The organism is Clostridium sp. (assembly GCF_040797585.1).
In the GTDB taxonomy this organism is placed as follows: Bacteria; Bacillota; Clostridia; order Clostridiales; family Clostridiaceae; genus Clostridium_Z.
Genome location: NZ_JBFNEO010000020.1, coordinates 1 through 21,695, shown reverse-complemented (window position 1 = coordinate 21,695; position 21,695 = coordinate 1). Strand labels below are relative to the sequence as shown.

General features: G+C 34.1%; 37 protein-coding genes and 1 pseudogene. All 38 read left to right on the top strand.

Annotated features, from left to right (window positions below; genetic code table 11):
• The first annotated feature begins 769 nt into the window (after positions 1 to 769).
• A complete protein-coding gene (rpsJ, locus tag AB2369_RS02650; RefSeq protein ID WP_367664921.1) occupies positions 770 to 1,078 on the top strand; it encodes a 30S ribosomal protein S10 in 309 nt (102 codons plus the stop codon).
• 100 nt (positions 1,079 to 1,178) lie between these two features.
• Positions 1,179 to 1,808, top strand: a complete 630-nt coding sequence (rplC, locus tag AB2369_RS02645; RefSeq protein WP_367664920.1) for a 50S ribosomal protein L3 — start codon at positions 1,179 to 1,181, stop codon at positions 1,806 to 1,808.
• Positions 1,809 to 1,833: 25 nt separating this feature from the next.
• A complete protein-coding gene (gene rplD / locus AB2369_RS02640; RefSeq protein WP_367664919.1) occupies positions 1,834 to 2,454 on the top strand; it encodes a 50S ribosomal protein L4 in 621 nt (206 codons plus the stop codon).
• The gene (gene rplW, locus AB2369_RS02635) at positions 2,454 to 2,750 is read left to right on the top strand and encodes a 50S ribosomal protein L23 (protein WP_027633269.1); all 297 of its coding nucleotides are present in this window, start codon (positions 2,454 to 2,456) and stop codon (positions 2,748 to 2,750) included. The genes rplD and rplW overlap by 1 nt, the downstream gene beginning before the upstream one ends.
• 63 nt (positions 2,751 to 2,813) lie before the next feature.
• A complete protein-coding gene (gene rplB, locus AB2369_RS02630) occupies positions 2,814 to 3,647 on the top strand; it encodes a 50S ribosomal protein L2 (protein ID WP_367664918.1) in 834 nt (277 codons plus the stop codon).
• A gap of 68 nt (positions 3,648 to 3,715) precedes the next feature.
• Complete coding sequence (gene rpsS / locus AB2369_RS02625; RefSeq protein WP_027633267.1) at positions 3,716 to 3,997, top strand: 30S ribosomal protein S19; 282 nt, start codon at positions 3,716 to 3,718, stop codon at positions 3,995 to 3,997.
• A gap of 22 nt (positions 3,998 to 4,019) precedes the next feature.
• Positions 4,020 to 4,355, top strand: a complete 336-nt coding sequence (gene rplV, locus AB2369_RS02620; RefSeq protein ID WP_367664917.1) for a 50S ribosomal protein L22 — start codon at positions 4,020 to 4,022, stop codon at positions 4,353 to 4,355.
• Between the two features lie 19 nt (positions 4,356 to 4,374).
• A complete protein-coding gene (gene rpsC / locus AB2369_RS02615; RefSeq protein WP_367664916.1) occupies positions 4,375 to 5,043 on the top strand; it encodes a 30S ribosomal protein S3 in 669 nt (222 codons plus the stop codon).
• 17 nt (positions 5,044 to 5,060) lie between these two features.
• A complete protein-coding gene (gene rplP, locus AB2369_RS02610; protein WP_367664915.1) occupies positions 5,061 to 5,504 on the top strand; it encodes a 50S ribosomal protein L16 in 444 nt (147 codons plus the stop codon).
• Entirely contained in the window at positions 5,494 to 5,706 is a 213-nt protein-coding gene (gene rpmC / locus AB2369_RS02605; protein ID WP_367664914.1) for a 50S ribosomal protein L29, read from the top strand. The genes rplP and rpmC overlap by 11 nt, the downstream gene beginning before the upstream one ends.
• A 20-nt stretch (positions 5,707 to 5,726) precedes the next feature.
• Complete coding sequence (gene rpsQ / locus AB2369_RS02600; RefSeq protein ID WP_027633262.1) at positions 5,727 to 5,981, top strand: 30S ribosomal protein S17; 255 nt, start codon at positions 5,727 to 5,729, stop codon at positions 5,979 to 5,981.
• A 29-nt stretch (positions 5,982 to 6,010) separates the two neighbouring features.
• Positions 6,011 to 6,379 carry a 50S ribosomal protein L14 gene (gene rplN, locus AB2369_RS02595; protein ID WP_027633261.1) on the top strand — a complete coding sequence of 123 codons (369 nt, stop codon included), beginning with the start codon at positions 6,011 to 6,013 and terminating at the stop codon, positions 6,377 to 6,379.
• Between the two features lie 20 nt (positions 6,380 to 6,399).
• Entirely contained in the window at positions 6,400 to 6,714 is a 315-nt protein-coding gene (gene rplX / locus AB2369_RS02590) for a 50S ribosomal protein L24 (protein ID WP_367664913.1), read from the top strand.
• A 22-nt stretch (positions 6,715 to 6,736) separates the two neighbouring features.
• Positions 6,737 to 7,279, top strand: coding sequence for a 50S ribosomal protein L5 (gene rplE / locus AB2369_RS02585; protein WP_367664912.1), 543 nt, complete (start codon positions 6,737 to 6,739; stop codon positions 7,277 to 7,279).
• Positions 7,280 to 7,295: 16 nt separating this feature from the next.
• The gene (locus AB2369_RS02580; RefSeq protein WP_367664911.1) at positions 7,296 to 7,481 is read left to right on the top strand and encodes a type Z 30S ribosomal protein S14; all 186 of its coding nucleotides are present in this window, start codon (positions 7,296 to 7,298) and stop codon (positions 7,479 to 7,481) included.
• A 36-nt stretch (positions 7,482 to 7,517) separates the two neighbouring features.
• Positions 7,518 to 7,916, top strand: a complete 399-nt coding sequence (gene rpsH / locus AB2369_RS02575; RefSeq protein WP_367664910.1) for a 30S ribosomal protein S8 — start codon at positions 7,518 to 7,520, stop codon at positions 7,914 to 7,916.
• Positions 7,917 to 8,021: 105 nt separating this feature from the next.
• The gene (gene rplF, locus AB2369_RS02570; protein WP_367664909.1) at positions 8,022 to 8,564 is read left to right on the top strand and encodes a 50S ribosomal protein L6; all 543 of its coding nucleotides are present in this window, start codon (positions 8,022 to 8,024) and stop codon (positions 8,562 to 8,564) included.
• Positions 8,565 to 8,583: 19 nt separating this feature from the next.
• Positions 8,584 to 8,946, top strand: a complete 363-nt coding sequence (gene rplR, locus AB2369_RS02565) for a 50S ribosomal protein L18 (RefSeq protein WP_367664908.1) — start codon at positions 8,584 to 8,586, stop codon at positions 8,944 to 8,946.
• A 17-nt stretch (positions 8,947 to 8,963) separates the two neighbouring features.
• A complete protein-coding gene (rpsE, locus tag AB2369_RS02560; RefSeq protein WP_367664907.1) occupies positions 8,964 to 9,461 on the top strand; it encodes a 30S ribosomal protein S5 in 498 nt (165 codons plus the stop codon).
• Between the two features lie 13 nt (positions 9,462 to 9,474).
• Positions 9,475 to 9,654 (top strand): 50S ribosomal protein L30, encoded by a 180-nt coding sequence (rpmD, locus tag AB2369_RS02555; RefSeq protein WP_367664906.1) that lies wholly within the window; start codon positions 9,475 to 9,477, stop codon positions 9,652 to 9,654.
• Positions 9,655 to 9,678: 24 nt separating this feature from the next.
• The gene (rplO, locus tag AB2369_RS02550) at positions 9,679 to 10,119 is read left to right on the top strand and encodes a 50S ribosomal protein L15 (protein WP_367664905.1); all 441 of its coding nucleotides are present in this window, start codon (positions 9,679 to 9,681) and stop codon (positions 10,117 to 10,119) included.
• A 1-nt stretch (position 10,120) separates the two neighbouring features.
• Positions 10,121 to 11,392: a preprotein translocase subunit SecY gene (gene secY, locus AB2369_RS02545; RefSeq protein ID WP_367664904.1), complete on the top strand. Its 1,272-nt coding sequence runs from the start codon at positions 10,121 to 10,123 to the stop codon at positions 11,390 to 11,392.
• A gap of 21 nt (positions 11,393 to 11,413) precedes the next feature.
• The gene (locus AB2369_RS02540) at positions 11,414 to 12,064 is read left to right on the top strand and encodes an adenylate kinase (protein WP_367664903.1); all 651 of its coding nucleotides are present in this window, start codon (positions 11,414 to 11,416) and stop codon (positions 12,062 to 12,064) included.
• Positions 12,064 to 12,813 carry a type I methionyl aminopeptidase gene (map, locus tag AB2369_RS02535; protein WP_367664902.1) on the top strand — a complete coding sequence of 250 codons (750 nt, stop codon included), beginning with the start codon at positions 12,064 to 12,066 and terminating at the stop codon, positions 12,811 to 12,813. The genes AB2369_RS02540 and map overlap by 1 nt, the downstream gene beginning before the upstream one ends.
• A 52-nt stretch (positions 12,814 to 12,865) precedes the next feature.
• Positions 12,866 to 13,168, top strand: a complete 303-nt coding sequence (locus tag AB2369_RS02530) for a hypothetical protein (RefSeq protein WP_367664901.1) — start codon at positions 12,866 to 12,868, stop codon at positions 13,166 to 13,168.
• Between the two features lie 17 nt (positions 13,169 to 13,185).
• The gene (infA, locus tag AB2369_RS02525) at positions 13,186 to 13,404 is read left to right on the top strand and encodes a translation initiation factor IF-1 (RefSeq protein WP_367664900.1); all 219 of its coding nucleotides are present in this window, start codon (positions 13,186 to 13,188) and stop codon (positions 13,402 to 13,404) included.
• 15 nt (positions 13,405 to 13,419) lie between these two features.
• Positions 13,420 to 13,533: a 50S ribosomal protein L36 gene (rpmJ, locus tag AB2369_RS02520; protein WP_003373491.1), complete on the top strand. Its 114-nt coding sequence runs from the start codon at positions 13,420 to 13,422 to the stop codon at positions 13,531 to 13,533.
• 155 nt (positions 13,534 to 13,688) lie between these two features.
• Complete coding sequence (rpsM, locus tag AB2369_RS02515; RefSeq protein WP_367664899.1) at positions 13,689 to 14,057, top strand: 30S ribosomal protein S13; 369 nt, start codon at positions 13,689 to 13,691, stop codon at positions 14,055 to 14,057.
• 19 nt (positions 14,058 to 14,076) lie between these two features.
• Positions 14,077 to 14,472, top strand: a complete 396-nt coding sequence (rpsK, locus tag AB2369_RS02510; RefSeq protein ID WP_367664898.1) for a 30S ribosomal protein S11 — start codon at positions 14,077 to 14,079, stop codon at positions 14,470 to 14,472.
• Positions 14,473 to 14,503: 31 nt separating this feature from the next.
• Positions 14,504 to 15,124 carry a 30S ribosomal protein S4 gene (gene rpsD, locus AB2369_RS02505; protein WP_367664897.1) on the top strand — a complete coding sequence of 207 codons (621 nt, stop codon included), beginning with the start codon at positions 14,504 to 14,506 and terminating at the stop codon, positions 15,122 to 15,124.
• A gap of 112 nt (positions 15,125 to 15,236) precedes the next feature.
• Positions 15,237 to 16,184, top strand: coding sequence for a DNA-directed RNA polymerase subunit alpha (locus tag AB2369_RS02500; protein ID WP_367664896.1), 948 nt, complete (start codon positions 15,237 to 15,239; stop codon positions 16,182 to 16,184).
• A 12-nt stretch (positions 16,185 to 16,196) separates the two neighbouring features.
• Entirely contained in the window at positions 16,197 to 16,538 is a 342-nt protein-coding gene (rplQ, locus tag AB2369_RS02495) for a 50S ribosomal protein L17 (RefSeq protein ID WP_367664895.1), read from the top strand.
• Between the two features lie 264 nt (positions 16,539 to 16,802).
• On the top strand, positions 16,803 to 17,648 hold the full coding sequence (locus AB2369_RS02490; protein WP_367664894.1) for an energy-coupling factor transporter ATPase: 846 nt from the start codon (positions 16,803 to 16,805) through the stop codon (positions 17,646 to 17,648).
• On the top strand, positions 17,633 to 18,496 hold the full coding sequence (locus tag AB2369_RS02485) for an energy-coupling factor transporter ATPase (RefSeq protein WP_367664893.1): 864 nt from the start codon (positions 17,633 to 17,635) through the stop codon (positions 18,494 to 18,496). Before AB2369_RS02490 ends, AB2369_RS02485 begins: the two co-directional genes overlap by 16 nt.
• Positions 18,493 to 19,208, top strand: a pseudogene (locus AB2369_RS02480) (energy-coupling factor transporter transmembrane protein EcfT); the annotation flags it as partial. The gene AB2369_RS02485 and the pseudogene AB2369_RS02480, both read left to right, overlap by 4 nt.
• Positions 19,209 to 19,554: 346 nt before the next feature.
• Positions 19,555 to 20,292: a tRNA pseudouridine(38-40) synthase TruA gene (gene truA, locus AB2369_RS02475; protein WP_367664892.1), complete on the top strand. Its 738-nt coding sequence runs from the start codon at positions 19,555 to 19,557 to the stop codon at positions 20,290 to 20,292.
• A 153-nt stretch (positions 20,293 to 20,445) separates the two neighbouring features.
• Positions 20,446 to 20,880: a 50S ribosomal protein L13 gene (gene rplM / locus AB2369_RS02470; protein ID WP_367664891.1), complete on the top strand. Its 435-nt coding sequence runs from the start codon at positions 20,446 to 20,448 to the stop codon at positions 20,878 to 20,880.
• Between the two features lie 24 nt (positions 20,881 to 20,904).
• Positions 20,905 to 21,297, top strand: coding sequence for a 30S ribosomal protein S9 (rpsI, locus tag AB2369_RS02465; RefSeq protein ID WP_367664890.1), 393 nt, complete (start codon positions 20,905 to 20,907; stop codon positions 21,295 to 21,297).
• Positions 21,298 to 21,695 lie beyond the last annotated feature (398 nt).

Sequence of the window (21,695 nt, the reverse complement as noted above, 5' to 3'; positions counted from 1 at the left end):
GAAGGTGGAAGAACAGTAGGATCAGGAGTTGTTACTACTATAACTAAATAATTAAGTTATTAATTATTTAATAGAAATTCAACAATGAAATTTTTGCTATTAAATTTTAAAAGTAAGAATTTGTTAAAATATTGTAGTACCAATGAACTTGAGGGAGTTTATGCCTCATATATAAACCTTAGCTTATAGCGCAATGAGTATAAGGTTTATATATGAGGAAAAAGTTTTAGTATATACTAAAAGCCTTATAATATTTAAGCGCGATGAATATTATAAGTAGTTCAGTAAAAGGCCTTTTAAAAAGCATAGGGGGATGACATGACATCCTTCTGTGCTTTTATTTATATATGATAAATAATCTAGACATATATAGAAAATTATCATAAGTGATTATAAAAATTTATACTTTTAAAATTATAGATGAAATTTACAAAAAATATTTCTTGAAATTAATAAGGAAAGTATATATAATTTAAAAAGTGTTCTGTATAGAAGTTTATATATAAATAACTTATTATAAAAAAACTATTGTAAAAAGTTTTGAAATATATTATAATGTAATAGTTGTGAAGCTATAACAGTGATGAAACAAGAGGTTGCCGCGCTTACGGGGAATTCTTGTTGAGCATGTTTGGGTCTTAGAACCCGACGACGGGAATTCTATTTTCAAGGTTAGGTTGATTCATTTTATGAAACACCCGGAGCAGTTTATAGAACGTCCGCTGTTGTGCGTAAATAAGTAAAGCGTACATGAAAAGGAGGGAACAAAATGTCAAAACAAAAAATAAGAATAAGATTAAAGGCGTTTGATCATACAATATTAGATCAATCAGCAGAGAAAATAGTTGAGACTGCAAAGTCTACAGGAGCAAAGGTATCTGGTCCAGTGCCACTACCAACTGAGAAGGATGTTATAACAATCCTAAGAGCTCCACACAAGTATAAGGATTCAAGAGAGCAGTTCGAAATAAGAACTCACAAGAGATTAATCGACATAGTTAATCCATCACCAAAGACAGTTGATGCATTAATGAGATTAGATCTACCATCAGGAGTAGACATAGAAATAAAGTTATAAACGTACATAAAATAATTGTACGCGTAATAGATAACTATTACGAACTATTATGATTGCTGTAGATAGGGTGATCCGCTAATATGTTTAGGAGGTGTAAAGCATGAAAAAAGCAATATTAGGAAGAAAAGTTGGAATGACTCAAATCTTTAACGAGAACGGAAAGGTTGTTCCTGTAACAGTTGTAGAAGCAGGTCCATGCGTAGTTCTTCAAAAGAAGACAACAGAGAAGGATGGATACGAAGCGATCCAAGTTGGATTTGGAGAAATAAGAGAGAAGCTAGTTAACAAGCCAAAGAAGGGACACTTCAATAAGGCCGGAGTAGCTTTCAAGAGATATATAAGAGAGTTCAAGCTTGAAAATTCTAGCGAATACCAAGTTGGTCAAGAGTTAACTGTTGACATGTTCCAAGCAGGAGAAAAGGTTGATATAACTGGAACTTCTAAAGGAAAGGGATTTGCAGGAGTTATTAAGAGATGGAACTTCAGCAGAGGACCAATGTCACACGGTTCTAAGTATCACAGAGGAGTAGGTTCTATGGGAGCTTCTTCTGATCCATCAAGAACATTCAAGAACAAGAAGATGCCAGGACATATGGGAAATGTTAAGACAACAGTTCTTAACCTTGAAGTTGTTAAGGTAATGACTGAAAAGAATGTTATTTTAATAAAGGGTGGAATACCAGGACCAAACAAAGGTCTAGTAATAATAAGAAATAGCGTTAAAGCTTAATTTCTGTTAGAAAGGAGGATGCAGAATGCCAAAGGTAGGATTATTTAACATAGAAGCAAAGCAAGTTGGAGAAATCGAATTATCAGAAGTTGTATTTGGTGCTGAAGTGAAACCACACGTAATGCATCAAGTAGTAGTTGCTCTTTTAGCAAACAAGAGACAAGGAACTCAATCAGCTAAGACTAGAGCAGAGGTTTCTGGAGGTGGAATAAAACCTTGGAGACAAAAAGGAACAGGTAGAGCAAGACAAGGATCTATAAGATCTCCACAGTGGATACACGGAGGAATTGTCTTCGCACCAAAGCCAAGAGACTATAGAGTTTCAACTCCTAAGAGTATGAGAAAAGTTGCTATGAAGTCAGCTTTAACAAGTAGAGTTCAAGACAACCAACTTTTAGTTCTTGAAAGCTTAGAATTATCAGCTCCAAAGACTAAGGAAATGGTTAAGATATTAAACGCTTTTGAAGCTAAGAAGACTTTAATAGTTACAGCAGAATCAAATGAAAACATATATAAGTCAGCAAGAAACATAGAGGGAGTTTCAGTAATACCTGTAAACAACATAAATGTTTATGACTTATTAAAGTTTGAGAAGGTATTAATAACTAAGGACGCTGTATCTAAGATTGAGGAGGTGTACGCATAATGAAGTTAACTAGCCATGATATAATAAGAAAGCCAGTTATAACTGAGAAGTCAATGACTGCAATGGCAGAAAAGAAATACACTTTCATCGTACACAGCAGCGCTAATAAGGTTCAAATAAAGAAAGCTGTTGAAGAAGTATTTGGTGTTAAAGTTGAAGATGTTAAGACTATAAACATGTTAGGCAAAACTAAAAGAGTTGGCGTACATGTTGGTAAAAGAGCAGACTTCAAGAAAGCTATCGTTAAGTTAGCGGCAGACAGCAAGGCTATAGAATTCTTTGAAGGAATGCAATAGGAATAATAAATAAAGCAAGTATTGGCGGTTTCGCCAGATAAGCTGAAAAAGGAGGGAATTTATATGGCAGTTAAAACTTTTAGACCTACTACCCCATCAAGAAGAGAAATGACTATGTCAACATTTGAAGAGATCACAACAAGCTCACCAGAAAAATCTCTTTTAGTGTCTCTAAAGAAGAGCGGTGGTAGAAACGCACAAGGTAAGATAACTGTTAGACACCATGGTGGTGGTGCTAAGAGAAAGTACAGAATAATAGATTTCAAGAGAAACAAGGATGGTATACCAGCAAAAGTTGTTTCTGTAGAGTATGATCCAAATAGAACAGCATACATAGCATTAGTTGTATATGCTGATGGAGATAAGAGATACATAATCGCTCCAGTTGGATTAAAGGTTGGGGATACAGTAGTATCAGGACCAGACTCAGATATAAAACCTGGTAACACATTACAATTAAGAAATATACCAGTAGGTTCTGTAGTTCATAACGTAGAACTTTCACCAGGAAAAGGTGGTCAGCTTGTAAGAGCAGCAGGTTCTTCAGCACAATTAATGGCTAAAGAAGGAAACTATGCAACTTTAAGATTACCATCAGGTGAAGTGAGATATGTAAGAGTTGAGTGTAGAGCAACAATAGGAACTGTTTCTAACCTAACTAACGATATAGTTAATATCGGTAAAGCAGGTAGAAAGAGACATATGGGAGTAAGACCAACTGTAAGAGGATCTGTAATGAACCCATGTGATCACCCACACGGAGGAGGAGAAGGTAGATCTCCAATAGGAAGACCAAGTCCAGTAACTCCATGGGGTAAACCAGCTCTTGGATATAAGACTAGAAAGAATAAGAAGTATTCTGATAGATTAATAATAAAGGGAAGAAACGGAAGATAGTCTTAGAAGAGAATTTAAGTTCTCTTCTAAAGCTACCTTAATAAAGTTCTATGAAGGGAGGCCAATACATGAGTAGATCATTAAAAAAGGGACCTTTCGTGCATGAGGGTCTTTTAAAGAAAATAAATGAAATGAATAAAAATAGTGAGAAGAAGGTTATAAAGACTTGGTCAAGAAGTTCAACAATCTTCCCTCAAATGATAGGACACACAATAGCTGTTCATGATGGAAGAAAGCATGTTCCAGTATATGTTGTTGAGGATATGGTTGGACATAAGCTTGGTGAATTCGTATTAACAAGAACTTATAGAGGACACGTTAACAACGAAAAAACTTCAAAGAGAAGATAACCTTGGAAAGGAGGAAACATTAATGGAAGCTAAAGCTATAGCTAAATATATAAGAATGTCTCCAATGAAGGTTGGAGTTGTATTAGACCTAATAAGAGGAAAAAGTGTTAATGAGGCTTTTGCTATACTTAAATACACTCCAAAGGATGCTGCTGATGTAATATACAAAGTATTAAAGTCAGCTGTTGCAAATGCGGAGAACAATAACAATTTAGATCCAGCTAGATTAGTTGTTGCGGAAGCACACGTAGGTCAAGGACCAACATTAAAGAGATTTAGACCACGTGCTCAAGGTAGAGCATATAGAATAAATAAAAAGACTAGTCATATAACACTAGTTGTAAAAGAAATAGCTTAAGTAGAAGGAGGGACATAGAGTGGGTCAAAAAGTTAATCCTCATGGACTAAGAGTTGGCGTTATCAAAGATTGGAGCGCTAAATGGTATGCTGATAAAAATAATTTTTCAGATTACCTAGTAGAAGATAATAAGATTAGAACTTTTGTAAAGAAGAGACTATTCTCAGCAGGAATATCTAAGATTGAAATAGAAAGAGCTGCAAAGAGAATAAAGTTAAACATATATACTGCTAAGCCAGGTGTTGTAATCGGCAGAGGTGGATCAGGAATAGAAGCTCTTAAAAAAGAGTTAAATGATATAGTACCAAACAAGAACATTCTAATCAACATAGTTGAAGTTAAGAATGTAGAAGCTAATGCACAATTAATGGCAGAAAATATAGCAGCACAATTAGAGAAGAGAATATCTTTCAGAAGAGCTATGAAGCAAACAATCCAAAGAGCTATGAAAAATAGTGTTAAGGGTGTTAAGACTGCATGTTCAGGAAGACTTGGTGGAGCTGAAATAGCTAGAACTGAGCAATATCATGAAGGAACTATTCCACTACAAACTCTAAGAGCTGATATAGACTATGGATTTGCAGAAGCAGATACTACTTACGGAAAAATCGGAGTTAAGGTTTGGGTTTATAATGGCGAAGTTCTTCCAACAAAGAAAGTTGAAAAGAAGGAAGAGGCTAACGCGTAAGAAAGGAGGAATCGGTTATGTTAATGCCTAAAAGAGTAAAGCATCGTAAGGTACAACGTGGTAGAATGAAGGGTAAAGCTACAAGAGGTAACTTTATTGCATACGGAGATTATGCTATACAAGCTACAGAATGTGGTTGGATAACAAGCAACCAAATAGAATCAGCGAGAATAGCTATAAATAGATATATAAAAAGAGGAGGAAAGCTTTGGATAAAGGTTTTCCCAGATAAGCCAGTAACTCAAAAACCTGCTGAAACTCGTATGGGATCAGGTAAGGGTTCACCAGAGTACTGGGTAGCAGTAATTAAGCCAGGTAGAGTGTTATTCGAATTATCTGGAGTTAATGAAGAAGTAGCTAGAGAAGCTATGAGACTTGCATCACATAAACTTCCTGTGAAGACTAAGTTCGTTACAAGAAGAGACTTCGAAGAAATGGGTGGTGAGAAGAATGAAGGCTAGAGAGTTAAAAGAACTAAAAACAAGCAGCCCTCAAGATTTAAAAGCGAAGCTAGGTGATCTTAAGGCTGAGTTATTCAACTTAAGATTCCAATTAGCTACTGGCCAATTAGAGAATCCAATGAGAATTAAAGAAGTGAAAAAGTCTATTGCCCAAATAAAGACTATAATAAGAGAAGAAGAAATAAAGGCTTTTGAGCAGTAATCTGAAAGGAGGTATAACCTGTGGAAAGAGGAAATAGAAAGAGCAGAATCGGTAAGGTTGTTTCAGATAAAATGGATAAGACAATAGTAGTTGCTGTTGAAACTAAGGTTCGTCATCCGCTATACGGAAAGACTATGAACAAAACTACAAAATTCAAAGCTCATGATGAAAATAATGAAGCTAAGTTAAATGATAGAGTTGAAATAATGGAGACTAGACCATTATCTAAAGATAAAAGATGGAGATTAGTAGAAATAGTTGAAAAGGCGAAATAGGTCTTTTAGACTGAAAGGAGGGTATTTGCATGATTCAACAACAAACCAGGCTAAAGGTTGCAGATAATTCAGGTGCAAAAGAAATTATGTGCATAAGAGTTTTGGGTGGTTCTAAAAGAAAGTATGGAAACATCGGTGATATAATAGTTGCTAGTGTTAAAAGTGCAACACCAGGCGGAGTTGTTAAAAAGGGAGATGTTGTTAAGGCCGTTGTAGTTAGATCCGTTAAAGGATTAAGAAGAGGCGATGGTTCTTACATAAGATTTGATGAAAATGCAGCAGTTATAATAAAGGACGATAAGCAACCAAGAGGAACTCGTATCTTCGGACCAGTTGCAAGGGAGCTAAGAGATAAAGAGTTTACAAAAATATTATCATTAGCACCTGAAGTTCTATAAGATAGGGAGGTGTCTAAGTAATGAAAGTTCATGTAAGAAAGAACGACACGGTTATGGTTATATCTGGTAAGGATAAGGGCAAAACTGGAGAGGTTTTAGCAGTTATGCCTAAGACAGGTAAGGTTCTTGTAAAAGATGTAAATGTAGTAACTAAACATAAGAAGCCAAGCAGAGAAAATATGCAAGGTGGAATAGTTAAAGAAGAAGCTGCAATATACAGCTCAAAGGTAATGTTATACTGTAAAAAGTGTAGTAATGTTACAAGAATAAGCCATAAGTTATTAGAAGACGGAGCAAAAGTAAGAGTTTGCAAGAAGTGTGGAGAAACATTCTAATATTTGAAAGGAGGTAGCCCCAATGATCGCAAGACTACAAGAGAAGTATAATAACGAAGTAATTCCAGCAATGATGGAAAAGTTCGGATATAAGAATATAATGCAAGTTCCAAGACTTGAGAAAATAGTGATAAACATGGGAGTTGGAGAGGCTAAGGATAATCCTAAGACTCTAGAAGCAGCAGTTGCTGATCTTCAGTTAATATGTGGTCAAAAACCAATATTAACAAGATCTAAGAAGTCTGTTGCAAACTTCAAGATAAGAGAGAAGATGGCTATAGGATGTAAGGTAACTCTAAGAAAGAATAAAATGTATGAGTTTGCTGATAAATTCGTAAGCATAGCTCTACCAAGAGTAAGAGATTTCAGAGGAGTATCTTCTAAGTCTTTTGATGGAAGAGGAAACTATGCACTAGGAATAAAAGAACAATTAATATTCCCAGAAGTTGAGTATGATAAGATAGATAAAGTTAGAGGAATGGATATAATCTTTGTAACAACTGCAGAGACTGACGAGGAAGCTAGAGAGCTATTAAGATTCCTTGGAATGCCATTTGCTCAATAATTAAGGAGGGAAGATTGTGGCACGTAAAGCTTTAATAGAAAAGTGGAACAAGACACCTAAATATGCAAGCAGAGCATACACAAGATGTAGATTATGTGGAAGACCACACTCTGTGTTAAAGAAATTCGGAGTTTGTCGTATATGCTTCAGAGAATTAGCTTATAAAGGTGAAATCCCTGGATGTAGAAAGGCAAGCTGGTAATATATTGTTATCGGATAAAGAAAGGAGGCACATAACATGGTTTTAACAGATCCTATCGCAGATTTGCTTACACGTATAAGAAATGCAAATGCTGTAAGACACGAAGTAGTAGAAGTTCCTTCTTCAAACGTTAAGAAGGCTTTAGCAAATATATTATTGCAAGAAGGATATATAAAGAATATAGAGGAATACTCAGATGGAGTAGTTCCAATGTTAAGAATGACTCTTAAGTACGGTGCTAACAAGGAAAGAGTTATAACTGGTTTAAAGAGAATATCTAAGCCAGGATTAAGAGTTTACTGCCAAAAGGAAGATATTCCTAAGGTATTAAACGGATTAGGAGTAGCAGTAGTATCTACTTCTAATGGAATAGTTACTGACAGAGAAGCTAGAAAGCTTGGAGTTGGTGGAGAAGTTATCTGTTACGTATGGTAATATATAATTTAGTATAAAAGAAACTTGAAAAATAGATTATAGTTTAATATAGATTAGCGAGATATAGATATCCGCACACAAACAAGGAATGCAGGAGGTGCTATTATGTCAAGAGTTGGTAGATTACCAGTAGCCATTCCTAATGGTGTAACAGTTACTGTAACACCAGAGAACGTTGTTACAGTAAAAGGACCAAAGGGAGAGTTAACAAAGGCTATGTCTACAGAGATAAACATAGCAATTGAAAATAATGAAGTTGTTGTTACAAGACCAAGTGATCATAAAACTCATAGATCTCTTCACGGCTTAACAAGAGCATTAATAAATAATATGGTTAAGGGAGTAACAGAAGGATATCAGAAGACTTTAGATCTTGTTGGTGTTGGTTATAGAGCACAGTTACAAGGTAAGAAGCTTGTTATGAATCTTGGATTCTCTCATCCAGTAGAAATAGAGCCAGAGGAAGGCGTTACTTTTGAAGTTCCAGCTACTACTCAAGTTTTAGTTAAGGGAATAGATAAAGAAAAAGTTGGGGATGCCGCAGCTGATATAAGAAGTTGGAGAAAGCCAGAACCATATAAGGGTAAGGGAATTAAGTACTCTAACGAAGTTATCAGACGTAAGGAAGGTAAGACTGGTAAGAAATAATAGAAAGGAGTGAAGCTAAATGATAAAGAAGCAAGATAGACAAGAACAAAGAGTTAGACGTCATCTAAGAGTCCGTAAAAAAGTTTCAGGAACTTCCGCAAGACCAAGATTAAGTGTCTATAGAAGTGAAAAGAACATATATGCTCAAATAATAGATGATGTAGCTGGAAAGACTTTAGTTGCTGCTTCTAGCTTAGATAAAGAGTTCACTAATAAAGTAGGTAGTAACAAAGATGCTGCTAAGTTAGTAGGAGAAATGGTTGCTAAGAGAGCTATAGAAAATGGTATAAAGGATGTTGTATTCGACAGAGGTGGATACATATACCATGGAAGAATAAAAGAACTTGCGGACGGAGCAAGAGAAGCCGGCCTACAATTCTAATTTAAGGAGGGAAATACATGAGAATCGATCCTAGCACTCTAGATCTTAAAGAAAAAGTTGTACACATAAATAGAGTTACTAAGGTTGTTAAGGGTGGTAGAAACTTCAGATTCAGCGCTTTAGTTGTTGTTGGAGACGAGAACGGACACGTTGGCGTTGGTATAGGTAAGTCTATCGAGATACCTGAGGCGATCAGAAAAGGAATAGAAGATGCCAAGAAGAACCTAGTTAAGGTTGAGTTAGTTGGAACAACTGTTCCTCACCAAATATACGGTAAGTTTGGAACTGGTAATGTATTAATAATGCCAGCGTCTGAAGGTACTGGAGTTATAGCAGGAGGTCCTGCAAGAGCAGTACTTGAACTTGCTGGATTAAAGGACGTTAGAGCTAAATCTTTAGGATCTAACAATCCAAAAAATATGGTTAATGCTACTATCAATGGATTAGCAAACCTTAGAACAGCTGAGCAAATTGCTAAGCTAAGAGGTAAATCTGTTGAAGAGATTTTAGGTTAAGGAGGGATTTGCCTTGGCTAAAATAAAGGTTACTTTAGTAAAAAGCTTAATAGGTAGAAAAAAAGATCATATAGCTACTGTAAATGCGTTAGGTCTAAAGAAAATAGGAACTTGCAGAGAGCATGAGGGAACACCTCAAATATTAGGTATGATCAAAAAAGTTGACTACTTATTAAAAGTAGAAGAAATTTAATAAGTAAGAGGAGGTGTAGGTACCATGAGACTTCATGATTTAACACCAGCAGCTGGAAGCAGAAAAGCTCCAAAAAGAGTTGGTAGAGGTACTGGATCAGGATTAGGAAGAAATGCTGGAAAAGGTGAAAAGGGTCAAAACTCTAGATCAGGTGGCGGAGTAAGACCAGGTTTCGAAGGAGGCCAAATGCCTTTATATAGAAGACTTCCTAAGAGAGGATTCACAAATATATTTGCAAAAGAATATGTTACAATAAATGTTGACAGATTAAATATCTTTGAAGATGGAACAGAAGTTACTTTAGAATTATTACTTGAAAGAAGAGTAGTAAGTAAGTTACTAGATGGAGTAAAGATATTAGGAAACGGAAACTTAGAGAAGAAGTTAACAGTAAAGGCTACAAAGTTCTCTAAATCTGCAGCTGAGAAAATAGAAGCAGCTGGAGGAAAAGTCGAGGTGGTATAAAATGCTATCAACCCTACGTAATGCATGGAAAGTTCCAGACTTAAGAAAAAGAATTTTATACACCATATTGTTAGTAACAATTTTCAGGATAGGAAACTTTATTCCTGTTCCTGGAATTGATACAGCTCAGTTACAAGGTATGAATAAAGAAGGAAGTCTAATTAATTTCTATGACTTAATTGCAGGAGGGGCGTTTAGTAGATTTAGTATATTTGCATTGGCTGTTTCACCATACATAAATGCTTCTATTATAATGCAGCTCTTAACCATGGCAATTCCTCAATTAGAGCAATTGTCAAAGGAAGGTGAAGATGGCAGAAAGAAGATACAAAATGCTACTAGATATTTAGCTATTCCTCTTTCAATTTTCATGGCTTATGGTGTTGTTGTATTAGCAATGAACAGCGGAGCTGTAAAAGATACATCACCATTAGGAATCCTTTTATTAATGGTTCCTTTAATAGCAGGAGCTACTTTCTTAATGTGGCTTGGAGACCAGATCACAGTTAAGGGAATAGGAAATGGAATGTCAATTATAATTTTTGTAAATATGATATCCAGATTTCCGATGATGGTATATCAAGTTATTTCACTTAAGAAGACAGAAGAAATTGATATAATAGGAATTTCTTTATTCATAGTAGTAGCGATAGCATTAATTATATCAGTAGTAATAATGACTCTTGCTGAAAGAAGAATACCTGTACAATACGCTGGTAAGGCTATTGGAAATAAGACCTATAAGGGTCAATCAACTCATATTCCAATAGGTATAAGTGGATCAGCAGTTATAGCAATAATATTTGCTTTATCTGTATTACAATTTCCACCAACTATTGCACAATTCTTCCCTAATTCTGGTTTTGCTACTTTTATAAATAAATATAGTATATTTAAACCTGACAGTGGATATTATATGATAGTTTATGCGATTTTTGTTATATTCTTTACTTGGTTCTATTCTCAAGTAACATTTAAGCCAGATGAGATGGCGGAGAATATGCATAAGTCAGCAGGATTTATCCCTGGAATTAGACCAGGTGAACCAACTGCCAAGTTTATAGAGAGAGTTTTAGATAGAATTTCTGTTTTAGGAGGAACTTTTGCAGCTTTAATTGCAATATTCCCACTAGTTATAGATGCATATACACCATTTGAAGGCATACAGTTCGGTGGAACAATGCTATTAATTTTAGTTGGTGTATCACTTGATACAATGAGACAAATAGAGTCACAGTTAGTAATGCGTCATTATCAAGGATTTCTTAAATAGTAAAAGTTGGAGATGATGCCGGTGAAGATTATATTATTAGGTCCTCCAGGTGCAGGAAAAGGTACTCAGGCTAAATCAATAAGTAACAGATATGATATACCTCATATATCAACTGGAGATATATTTAGAAAGAATATATCAGAGCAGACTCCCTTAGGAATAGAGGCTAAGAGATATATTGACAATGGACAGTTAGTTCCAGATTCTTTAACTATAGATATAGTTAAAGATAGATTATCTCAAGAGGATTGTAAGAAAGGTTTTCTACTTGATGGATTTCCAAGAACAGTTGCTCAAGCTGAAGCTCTAGGAATATTCCTTCAGAATAACGGCGAAAGCATTGATTGTGCTTTATTAATAGATGTTCCAAAAGACTTCATATTAGAGAGAATGACTGGAAGAAGAGTTTGTCTTTCTTGTGGAGCAAGTTATCACATAAAGTTTAACCCATCAAAGGTTGAAGGTAAATGTGATGTATGTGGTAGCGATATAATTCAGCGTAAAGATGATAATGAAGCTACAGTTAAAGAGAGACTACAAGTATATGACAATCAAACTCAACCATTAATTAATTACTATAATGAAGAAAAATTACTTAAAGTAGTTGATGGAACTAAAGCCATAAATGAAGTTTTTGAGAGTATATGTAATATACTAGGGAGAGATAAGTAATGATTCATATCAAAAATAGTCAAGAAATTGATTATATGAGAGAGGCAGGAAGGGTTGTTGGTGAAACTCTTCTAATGTTTAAAGAAGTTATAAAGCCAGGAATGACTACTGCTGAAATAGACAAGATTGCAGAAGAATTTATAACTAAGCAAGGAGCTAAGCCTTCTTTTAAAGGTTATGGTGGCTTTCCTGCTACACTATGTGTAAGTGTAAATGATGAGGTTGTACATGGAATACCAGGAAACAGAGTTCTTAAAGATGGTGACATTGTTACTTTAGATTGTGGAGCTTATGTAAATGGCTTTCATGGAGATGCTGCAAGAACATATCCTGTAGGAAGCATTTCCGATGAGGCTTCAAAACTTATAAGAGTTACTGAAGAAAGCTTCTTTAAAGGCATAGAAAATGCAGTTATAGGCAAGAGACTTACAGATATATCTCATGCTATACAAACTCATGTTGAAGCAAACGGATTCTCAGTAGTTAGAGATTTTGTAGGTCACGGCATAGGCAAGAGCCTACATGAAGATCCTGAGGTACCGAATTTCGGAAGACCGGGCAGAGGCCCAAAACTGGTTGAAGGAATGGTGTTAGCTATAGAACCTATGGTTAATACAGGTAAGTTTCATGTTGTGACAAAGGCTGATGGTTGGACAGTTGTAACTGCTGATAAAAGTCTTTCAGCTCAATATGAAAATACAGTAGTAATTCTACCAGAAGGTCCAGAAATTTTAACTCTAATAAAATAGAGGGAATGCTGCTTAGTTATAAATTCATATTGCAATTTTAGCATAAGAATTTATGGCTAAGGTAATCATAGAGGTGAATGATTTGCAGGACAATGGCTTAATAGGCACAGTTGTAATTTCTAAATCAGGAAGAGACAAAGGTAATTACTACATTGTCATAGAGCAAATAGATGAGAATTACGTGTTACTTGCTGATGGAAATAGAAAAACACTAGAGAGGCCTAAGAAGAAGAAGCTAAGACATTTAAATATTACGAATGATTTAGCTGAGGATATAAAAAAGACTTTGATATCTAATAAAAAAGAAGTAGATGTCATTATAAAAAAGTTTTTAAAAGCTAAAGGCATTGTTTAAGGAGGTTTGATTACCTTATGTCAAAAGATGATGTTATAGAAATGGAAGGTAGAGTATTAGAATCTTTACCAAATGCAACATTTGAAGTAGAATTAGAAAGTGGGCATAAAATATTAGCTCACCTATCAGGAAAGTTAAGAATGAACTTCATAAGAATAATTCCGGGAGATAAGGTAACTGTGGAATTATCTCCATATGACCTAACTCGTGGAAGAATTACTTGGAGAGCAAAGTAATAAGGAGGGTTAACTATGAAAGTAAGACCATCAGTTAAGCCTATTTGCGAAAAGTGCAAAGTTATAAAGAGAAAAGGAAGAGTAATGGTTATCTGTGAAAATCCTAAGCACAAGCAAAAACAAGGCTAAGATTATCAAAGATATTAAGTTTTAGGTGCGGCTGATAAAGAAGGGATTGCTCACTTCTTTAGGACTTAAAATTTCATATATAAATAAAAGGTTATAAAATTTATTGATGTACAAAAGTATTAGTGTATTTCAATTACCAGGAGGTGTAAGTTGTAATGGCAAGAATATCAGGTGTTGACCTACCAAAGGAAAAAAGAGTTGAAATAGGTTTAACGTATATATTTGGAGTAGGACTACCAACTTCTCATAAGATTCTTGAAGCTACAGGAGTAAATCTTGATACTAGAGTTAAGGATTTAACTGAAGAAGAAGTTAATGCTATAAGAGATTATATAAATAAAAACTTAAAAGTTGAGGGAGATCTTAGAAGAGATGTTGCTCTTAACATAAAGAGATTAGTTGAAATAGGATGCTATAGAGGTATTAGACATAGAAGAGGACTTCCAGTAAGAGGTCAAAAGACTAAGACTAATGCTAGAACAAGAAAAGGTCCTAAGAAGACTATCGCTAACAAGAAGAAGTAATAAGTAAGGAGGTAATCTAATGGCAGCTCAGAAGGTTAAAAAGACCAGAAGAAAAAAAGATAGAAAAAATATAGAGCACGGAGCAGCTCATATTAAGTCAACTTTTAATAATAGTATAGTTACTTTAACTGATACAGCAGGAAATGCATTATCTTGGGCTAGTGCTGGCGGACTAGGCTTTAAGGGTTCAAGAAAGAGTACTCCATTTGCAGCGCAAATGGCAGCTGAAACAGCAGCTAAAGCAGCTATGGAACACGGACTAAAGAGTGTTGAAGTATACGTTAAGGGACCTGGTTCAGGTAGAGAAGCAGCTATAAGATCATTACAAGCTGCTGGTTTAGAAGTAAGTCTAATAAAAGACGTTACTCCAATACCACATAACGGATGTAGACCACCAAAGAGAAGAAGAGTGTAATTATTTATTAACATAACAGGAGGTGTAATTAATGGCAAGATATACTGGCGCTACTTGCAGACTTTGCAGAAGAGAAGGTATGAAGCTATTCTTAAAAGGTGATAGATGCTTTACAGATAAGTGTGCATTCGCAAGAAGAAGCTATGCACCTGGTCAGCATGGTCAAAGCAAGAAGAAAATATCTAACTACGGAACACAATTAAGAGAGAAGCAAAAAGCAAGAAGAATATACGGAGTTCTAGAAAGCCAATTCAGAACATATTATGAAAAGGCTGATAAACTAAGAGGAATAACAGGTGAGAACCTATTAATGCTTTTAGAATTAAGATTAGATAACGTAGTTTATAGACTAGGTTACGGAAATTCTAGAACAGAAGCTAGACAGTTAGTTACTCATGGACATTTCTTAGTAAATGGAAAGAAAGTTGATATCCCTTCATACAAGGTATCAGTTAATGATGTTATAACTGTTTGTGAAAATAGTAAGGCTAAAGAGAAGTTTAAGGTATTTGCTGAAAATCCAAAGACTTTACCAAAGTGGTTACAAGCAAATCCAGAAAACTTTGAAGGTAAGGTTATAGCTGAACCTGCTAGAGAAGACATTGATGTACCAGTAAATGAAACATTAATCGTCGAGTTATACAGCAAGTAATAGCTTTTAAAATTTGTACTTGGGTAGAACTTAATTTCTACCTAAGCAAATTTATAGAATCAGTTGCCCTCATAAAAGGTTGCCATTTTTTAAAGTTAAGGAGGGTTTGTAAATGTTAGAAATAGAAAAGCCAAGAATAGAATGTATTGAAGTTAGTGAAGACGGAACCTACGGAAAATTTATAGTAGAACCGCTTGAAAGAGGCTATGGAATAACTCTTGGAAATTCACTAAGAAGAATTCTATTATCTTCCTTACCGGGAGTAGCTGCTACTTCTGTTAAGATAGATGGTGTATTACATGAGTTCTCAACAGTTCCTGGAGTTAAGGAAGATGTTACAGAACTTGTATTAAACATAAAGGCTCTTGCATTAAAGATGACAGGAGAAGGTCCAAAGACTATATATATAGATGCTAAAGGACCAGGAGTTATTACTGGAGCTGATATAAAAACAGATGGAGATGTTGAGGTTGTTAGTAAAGATCTTCATATAGCAACTTTAGATGATAATGCTAAGTTATATATGGAAATCACAGTTAATAGGGGAAGAGGATATGTCTCTCAAACTAAAAACAAAAGTGATAACCTACCACTTTCTTCAATTCCAGTAGATTCTATATATACTCCAGTTAAAAGAGTTAACTTTACTGTGAACAACACAAGAGTAGGCCAAATAACAGACTACGACAAGTTAACTTTAGAAGTATGGACTAATGGAACTATAAAAATAGAAGAAGCTATAAGTTTATCAGCAAAAATCTTAATAGAGCACTTTAAGTTATTCTTAACTCTAACAGATAATGCTGATGATGTTGAAATAATGATAGAAAAAGAAGAAGATAAAAAAGAGAAAGTACTAGAAATGACCATAGAAGAGCTTGATTTATCAGTTAGATCATATAACTGTTTAAAGAGAGCTGGTATCAATAGTGTTCAAGAACTTGCTCAAAGATCTATGGATGATATGATGAAGGTTAGGAATCTAGGAAAGAAATCTCTTGAAGAAGTAGAGAGAAAGCTTAAAGACCTAGGATTAAGCTTAAGATTAAACGACGAGTAAGGAGGTAAAGTCATGGCAGTTCAACGTAAATTAGGTCGTCCTACTGACCAAAGAAGAGCTATGCTAAGAAATCTTGTTACTAGTTTCTTAAAACATGGTAAGATAGAAACAACTGAAGCAAGAGCTAAGGAAACTAGAAGAATAGCAGAAAAAATGATAACTCTTGCAAAGGCAGGAGATCTTCATTCAAGAAGACAAGTACTTTCTTTTGTAACAGAGGAAGATGTAGTTACAAATTTATTTGATAACGTAGCTCCAAAGTATACAGAGAGAAATGGTGGATACACTAGAATGTATAAAGTTGGTCCTAGAAGAGGAGATGCAGCTGAAACAGTTATACTAGAATTAGTATAGTATAGTGTTCTTTAAGGGGATTAAGTTAAACTTAGTCCCCATTTTATTATATAAAAATAAATATTTCTTATATTATTGTATAACTATGAAAAGTTTTTTATAATAGGGTAAGTAGTAGAAAATATCTAGTCATAACTCTTTATTAGATTATTTCTAGTACTTATTCTTTAGAATTAAGGTTTAAAACTTTAATAGGATACCTAGTTAAGAGAAAGGTAAGTAAAACTTAAGTTTAAGGGTTTTACTTTGTGGAGGTTATGATTTATGAGAGATAAGATGATTTTATGTAAGGATCTGACCTATAAGTATACTACATATGAGGATAGTGAAGAAAAATATGCTATAAATGGAGTTAATCTAGAAGTAACTGAAGGAGAATTTCTTGTAGTTTTAGGTCATAATGGCTCAGGTAAATCTACCATAGCTAAGCATATGAATGCTTTACTTCTTCCAAGTGGAGGAAAGATTTACATAGATGGTATGGATACTAATGATGAAAATAATACATGGAAGATAAGAAGTACTGCAGGAATGGTATTTCAAAATCCAGATAATCAGTTAGTTGCAACTATTGTGGAGGAAGACGTAGCTTTTGGACCAGAAAATTTAGGAGTTCCATCGGAGGAAATAAGAAAGCGAGTAGATGAAAGTCTTGAAAGAGTTGGAATGTATGATTATAGAAGGCATGCACCACACCTATTATCAGGAGGACAGAAACAAAGAGTAGCAATAGCTGGAATTCTTGCAATGAGACCTAAGTGCATAATACTAGATGAGCCAACAGCAATGCTTGACCCATCTGGTAGAAAAGAAGTAGTTAGAACAATAAAGGAATTGAATAAGGAGTTTGGAATAACTATAGTTCTTATAACTCATTATATGGAAGAGGCGGTAGAGGCAGACAGAATTGTTGTAATGGATAATGGTAAAATAGTAGTTGAAGGAACTCCAAAAGAGGTTTTCAGTAAGGTACCTTTAATGAAAAACATAGGACTTGATGTACCTCAGGTTACAGAGCTTGCTTATGAATTAAATCAAAATGGTATAAATATAAATGAAGAGATATTAACTATAAATGAAATGGTGGATGCGTTATGTCAATTAAAGTAGAAAATCTAACACATATTTATATGGCTAAGTCTCCATTTGAAAAAATAGCTTTAGATGATATATCTATTGAATTAAATGATGGAGAATTTATAGCACTTATAGGTCATACTGGATCAGGAAAATCTACTCTTATACAGCACTTAAATGGATTACTAAAGCCTACTTCAGGAAAAATAATAATAGATGGAACTAATATACTTGATAAAGGGGTAAAATTAAGTGATATAAGAAAAAAGGTTGGACTAGTTTTTCAGTATCCTGAATACCAACTTTTTGAGGAGACTATTGAAAAAGATATACAGTTTGGTCCTAGAAATTTAGGATTATCAGAAGAAGAGATTGATATTAGAGTAAAAAGAGCTATGAAGATGGTAGGGCTTGATTATGAGACTTATAAAGATAAATCGCCTTTTGAACTAAGTGGAGGGCAAAAAAGAAGGGTAGCTATTGCAGGAGTAGTTGCAATGGAGCCTAAAATTCTAATATTAGACGAACCTACAGCAGGATTGGATCCTAAAGGTAGGGACGATATATTATATCAAATAAAGAAACTTCATAAAGAATATAATATGACAATAATCCTTGTATCTCATAGCATGGAAGATGTAGCTAAGGTAGCTGATAGAGTAGTAGTTATGAATAAAGGAAAATGCATATTAGATGGAAAGCCAAATGAAGTATTTAAAAATATAGAAGTCTTAGAAGAGGTTGGTCTTGCAGCGCCTCAAGTAACTTATTTAATAAAGGCTCTTAGAGATAGAGGAATTAACATAACAGATGATATTTTTACTGTTTCTAAAGCAAAAGAAGAGCTCTTAAAATATTTTAAGGGGGCGAAAACTAAATGATTAAGGATATAACTATAGGTCAATATGTTCCAGGAGATTCATTTATACATAGGCTTGATCCAAGAACTAAGATACTTACAGCTATACTTTTTATAATTCAATTATAAGCTTTCTTGGATATATATTTGTAGTGGCTTTTTTAGGACTTATTGTATGGATAGCTAAATTATCCCCTAGGTACTTATATAAGGGATTAAAACCAGTTTTTATGTTAATAATAATAACTGCTCTATTAAATGTATTTATGATACAAGGGGAAGAATTGTTATTTCAATGGAAGTTCTTAAAAATATATAAAGAAGGTGTTAGTACTGCCCTGTTTATGGTATTAAGACTTATATTTCTTATAATGGGATCATCATTACTTACACTTACAACATCACCTATAGAACTTACAGATGGTATAGAGAGGCTTCTGAATCCATTTAAGAAGATAGGAGTGCCTGCTCATGAACTTGCTATGATGATGACTATAGCATTAAGATTTATACCAACTTTAATGGATGAAACAGATAAGATAATGAAGGCTCAAATGGCAAGAGGAGCTGACTTTGAAAGTGGAAAGCTTATCCAAAAAGCAAAGAGTTTAATACCTCTTTTAGTACCATTATTTATATCTTCCTTTAGAAGAGCAGAAGAGCTTGCTATGGCAATGGAAGCTAGATGCTATAGAGGGGGAGAAGGTAGAACTAGAATGAAGCAGCTTAAAATGGAGTCCATAGATGCCATAGCTTTTGTTACATTCTTTGGATTTGCAGCTGCATCTGTATTTATAAAGTAATTATAAGATTAAACTATAGTTTGTCTGATGGCTACCAATTGTAAGGCCAAATACCTCTTAAAGGGTGAGGCATAATAGCTACTACGCAGCTAGATTAACTCATCTAGCCTTTAGAGGGGAAAATAGAAGCTTCGTTCTATTAAAAATAGATAATAAGACTCATAGATTAAGCTGAGAAAAGCTTAATCTATGAGTCTTAGGACAATATGATATTTAATAATGGAGTATTTTAAGTTATATACATAAAATAAAATGTGAATTTTAAGGTGAGACTTTAATGAGAAATATAAAACTTATTTTAGAATATGATGGTACAAATTATAGAGGATGGCAAAAGCAGAAGGATGGTAGAACCGTTCAAGGACAGGTTGAAAAGGCCATAAGAGAGGTTACAAAAGAGGATGATATAGAAGTAATAGGATGCAGTAGAACAGACTCAGGAGTTCACTCAAGGGCATATACCGCTAATTTTAAAACTAACAGCAGTATACCAGGAGAAAAGTTTTTATATGCAATAAATAATAAATTGCCAAAAGATATAGTAGTTATCTTCTCAGAAGAGGTAGAAGAAGACTTTCATTCTAGATATGATAGTAAAGGAAAAACATATTGTTATACTATATTAAATAGAAGAGTACCGTCAGCAATACATAGAAACTATGTTTATTTAGTAAAAGAAGATCTAGATTTAGATTTAATTATAGAAGGATCTAAATACTTTGAAGGTACTCATGACTTTGAGGCTTTTAGAACTTTGGGAAGTTCTGTAAAAACTACAGTAAGAACTATTCACAAGGTCAGTATAGAAAAAGAGAAGGACATCATAAAAATTTATGTAACTGGTGATGGGTTTTTATATAATATGGTTAGAATTATGGTTGGAACATTAATAGAGGTTGGAAGAAAGAAAATAAAACCTAATGATATAAAAAATATAATAGAAAAGAAGGATAGAATATTGGCTGGAATAGTAGTTCCTCCAATGGGACTAGAGCTTTTAGAAGTCTTTTATTAATTTTAAAGAAATACATTGACACACCTGGCTAAATGTATTATAATTAGTTTGTTTTTAAAGTGTATCATAGTGTATAAGGTCCACATGCCCCGGATCTTGACATATATGCGGACTTAATCAAAACCTAATGATCAGTTCAGGGAGGGAAATAGGATGAAATCATACATCGCAAAGCAACAAGAAGTTGAAAGAAAATGGTATGTAGTTGATGCTGCTGGAAAGCCACTAGGAAGAGTAGCTAGCCAAGTTGCTTCAATATTAAGAGGAAAAAATAAGCCAACATTCACACCGAATGTTGATACAGGAGATTTCGTAATAGTTATTAATGCTGAGAAGGTAGTATTAACTGGTAAGAAATTAGATCAAAAGTTCATGAGAAAGCACTCTTTATATCCAGGTGGATTAAAAGAGATTCCATATAGAGAAGTGCTTGCAAAGAAGCCAGAATTCGCTTTTGAAGAAGCGGTAAGAAGAATGCTTCCAACAGGTGTTCTTGGAAGAAAAATGTTAAAGAAGCTTAAGGTTTACAGAGGCCAAGAGCATGATCAGCAAGCGCAAAATCCAGAAGTACTTGAGTTAAAGTACTAATAGTTACTGGGAGGAGGAATAAAAATGGCTAAGGTTCAATATATGGCAACAGGAAGAAGAAAGAAATCCGTAGCTAGAGTAAGATTAGTACCAGGCGAAGGAAGAGTTGTAATTAATAAGAGAGATATAGAAACATATTTCGGTTTAGAGACTTTAAGATTAATAGTAAATCAACCATTAAACTTAACAGGAACTAAGGAGAAATTCGATGTTTTAGTTAATGTACATGGTGGTGGATCTACAGGTCAAGCTGGAGCTATAAGACATGGAATAACTAGAGCTTTAGTAAAGGCTGACGAGAGCTTAAAGCCAGAATTAAAGAAGGCTGGATTCTTAACAAGAGACCCAAGAATGAAGGAAAGAAAGAAATACGGTCTTAAGAAGGCAAGAAGAGCTCCTCAATTCTCAAAGAGATAATATTTCAAGAGAGGCATTGCCTCTCTTTTTATTTTGTCATAAATAATTATTCTTATATTTTAAAAATTTTAGAATATAAGAGATTATAGAGTTTTAACTGAAAACTTATTTTATAAACTACTTAGAATCTATAAATTTCAAGTAGTTTATTACATCTATGAGTTAATATTCAATCTAAAAACCTATATAGTTGTAAGTTTTAATAACATATTAAACCCTGTGTTATTAAAGCCTATATAAAAAGATTTCTTAAAGATTATATTAAAGAACGATATTGATTTATTATGGACGTGCCCTATGATAATTGAAACTAAGCTTTAAGCTACTATGAGTTTATAGTTTATTGAAAGATTGAGTTTTGATATGGTATATCTATAATCCCATTTATTCTAATTATC

Coding starts and splice junctions, on each gene's coding strand:
- rplM (WP_367664891.1), top strand. CDS start 20,446: ATGAAATCATACATCGCAAAGCAACAAGAAGTTGAAAGAAAATGGTAT.
- rplE (WP_367664912.1), top strand. CDS start 6,737: ATGATCGCAAGACTACAAGAGAAGTATAATAACGAAGTAATTCCAGCA.
- AB2369_RS02530 (WP_367664901.1), top strand. CDS start 12,866: ATGGCTAAGGTAATCATAGAGGTGAATGATTTGCAGGACAATGGCTTA.
- rpmC (WP_367664914.1), top strand. CDS start 5,494: ATGAAGGCTAGAGAGTTAAAAGAACTAAAAACAAGCAGCCCTCAAGAT.
- rplD (WP_367664919.1), top strand. CDS start 1,834: ATGCCAAAGGTAGGATTATTTAACATAGAAGCAAAGCAAGTTGGAGAA.
- rpsH (WP_367664910.1), top strand. CDS start 7,518: ATGGTTTTAACAGATCCTATCGCAGATTTGCTTACACGTATAAGAAAT.
- map (WP_367664902.1), top strand. CDS start 12,064: ATGATTCATATCAAAAATAGTCAAGAAATTGATTATATGAGAGAGGCA.
- AB2369_RS02485 (WP_367664893.1), top strand. CDS start 17,633: ATGTCAATTAAAGTAGAAAATCTAACACATATTTATATGGCTAAGTCT.
- rplP (WP_367664915.1), top strand. CDS start 5,061: ATGTTAATGCCTAAAAGAGTAAAGCATCGTAAGGTACAACGTGGTAGA.
- rplN (WP_027633261.1), top strand. CDS start 6,011: ATGATTCAACAACAAACCAGGCTAAAGGTTGCAGATAATTCAGGTGCA.
- rplR (WP_367664908.1), top strand. CDS start 8,584: ATGATAAAGAAGCAAGATAGACAAGAACAAAGAGTTAGACGTCATCTA.
- rpsE (WP_367664907.1), top strand. CDS start 8,964: ATGAGAATCGATCCTAGCACTCTAGATCTTAAAGAAAAAGTTGTACAC.
- rplV (WP_367664917.1), top strand. CDS start 4,020: ATGGAAGCTAAAGCTATAGCTAAATATATAAGAATGTCTCCAATGAAG.
- AB2369_RS02490 (WP_367664894.1), top strand. CDS start 16,803: ATGAGAGATAAGATGATTTTATGTAAGGATCTGACCTATAAGTATACT.
- rplQ (WP_367664895.1), top strand. CDS start 16,197: ATGGCAGTTCAACGTAAATTAGGTCGTCCTACTGACCAAAGAAGAGCT.
- rplC (WP_367664920.1), top strand. CDS start 1,179: ATGAAAAAAGCAATATTAGGAAGAAAAGTTGGAATGACTCAAATCTTT.
- rplW (WP_027633269.1), top strand. CDS start 2,454: ATGAAGTTAACTAGCCATGATATAATAAGAAAGCCAGTTATAACTGAG.
- rplB (WP_367664918.1), top strand. CDS start 2,814: ATGGCAGTTAAAACTTTTAGACCTACTACCCCATCAAGAAGAGAAATG.
- truA (WP_367664892.1), top strand. CDS start 19,555: ATGAGAAATATAAAACTTATTTTAGAATATGATGGTACAAATTATAGA.
- infA (WP_367664900.1), top strand. CDS start 13,186: ATGTCAAAAGATGATGTTATAGAAATGGAAGGTAGAGTATTAGAATCT.
- rpsI (WP_367664890.1), top strand. CDS start 20,905: ATGGCTAAGGTTCAATATATGGCAACAGGAAGAAGAAAGAAATCCGTA.
- rpsD (WP_367664897.1), top strand. CDS start 14,504: ATGGCAAGATATACTGGCGCTACTTGCAGACTTTGCAGAAGAGAAGGT.
- rplF (WP_367664909.1), top strand. CDS start 8,022: ATGTCAAGAGTTGGTAGATTACCAGTAGCCATTCCTAATGGTGTAACA.
- secY (WP_367664904.1), top strand. CDS start 10,121: ATGCTATCAACCCTACGTAATGCATGGAAAGTTCCAGACTTAAGAAAA.
- rpsM (WP_367664899.1), top strand. CDS start 13,689: ATGGCAAGAATATCAGGTGTTGACCTACCAAAGGAAAAAAGAGTTGAA.
- rpsK (WP_367664898.1), top strand. CDS start 14,077: ATGGCAGCTCAGAAGGTTAAAAAGACCAGAAGAAAAAAAGATAGAAAA.
- rpsJ (WP_367664921.1), top strand. CDS start 770: ATGTCAAAACAAAAAATAAGAATAAGATTAAAGGCGTTTGATCATACA.
- rpsS (WP_027633267.1), top strand. CDS start 3,716: ATGAGTAGATCATTAAAAAAGGGACCTTTCGTGCATGAGGGTCTTTTA.
- rpmJ (WP_003373491.1), top strand. CDS start 13,420: ATGAAAGTAAGACCATCAGTTAAGCCTATTTGCGAAAAGTGCAAAGTT.
- AB2369_RS02500 (WP_367664896.1), top strand. CDS start 15,237: ATGTTAGAAATAGAAAAGCCAAGAATAGAATGTATTGAAGTTAGTGAA.
- rplO (WP_367664905.1), top strand. CDS start 9,679: ATGAGACTTCATGATTTAACACCAGCAGCTGGAAGCAGAAAAGCTCCA.
- rplX (WP_367664913.1), top strand. CDS start 6,400: ATGAAAGTTCATGTAAGAAAGAACGACACGGTTATGGTTATATCTGGT.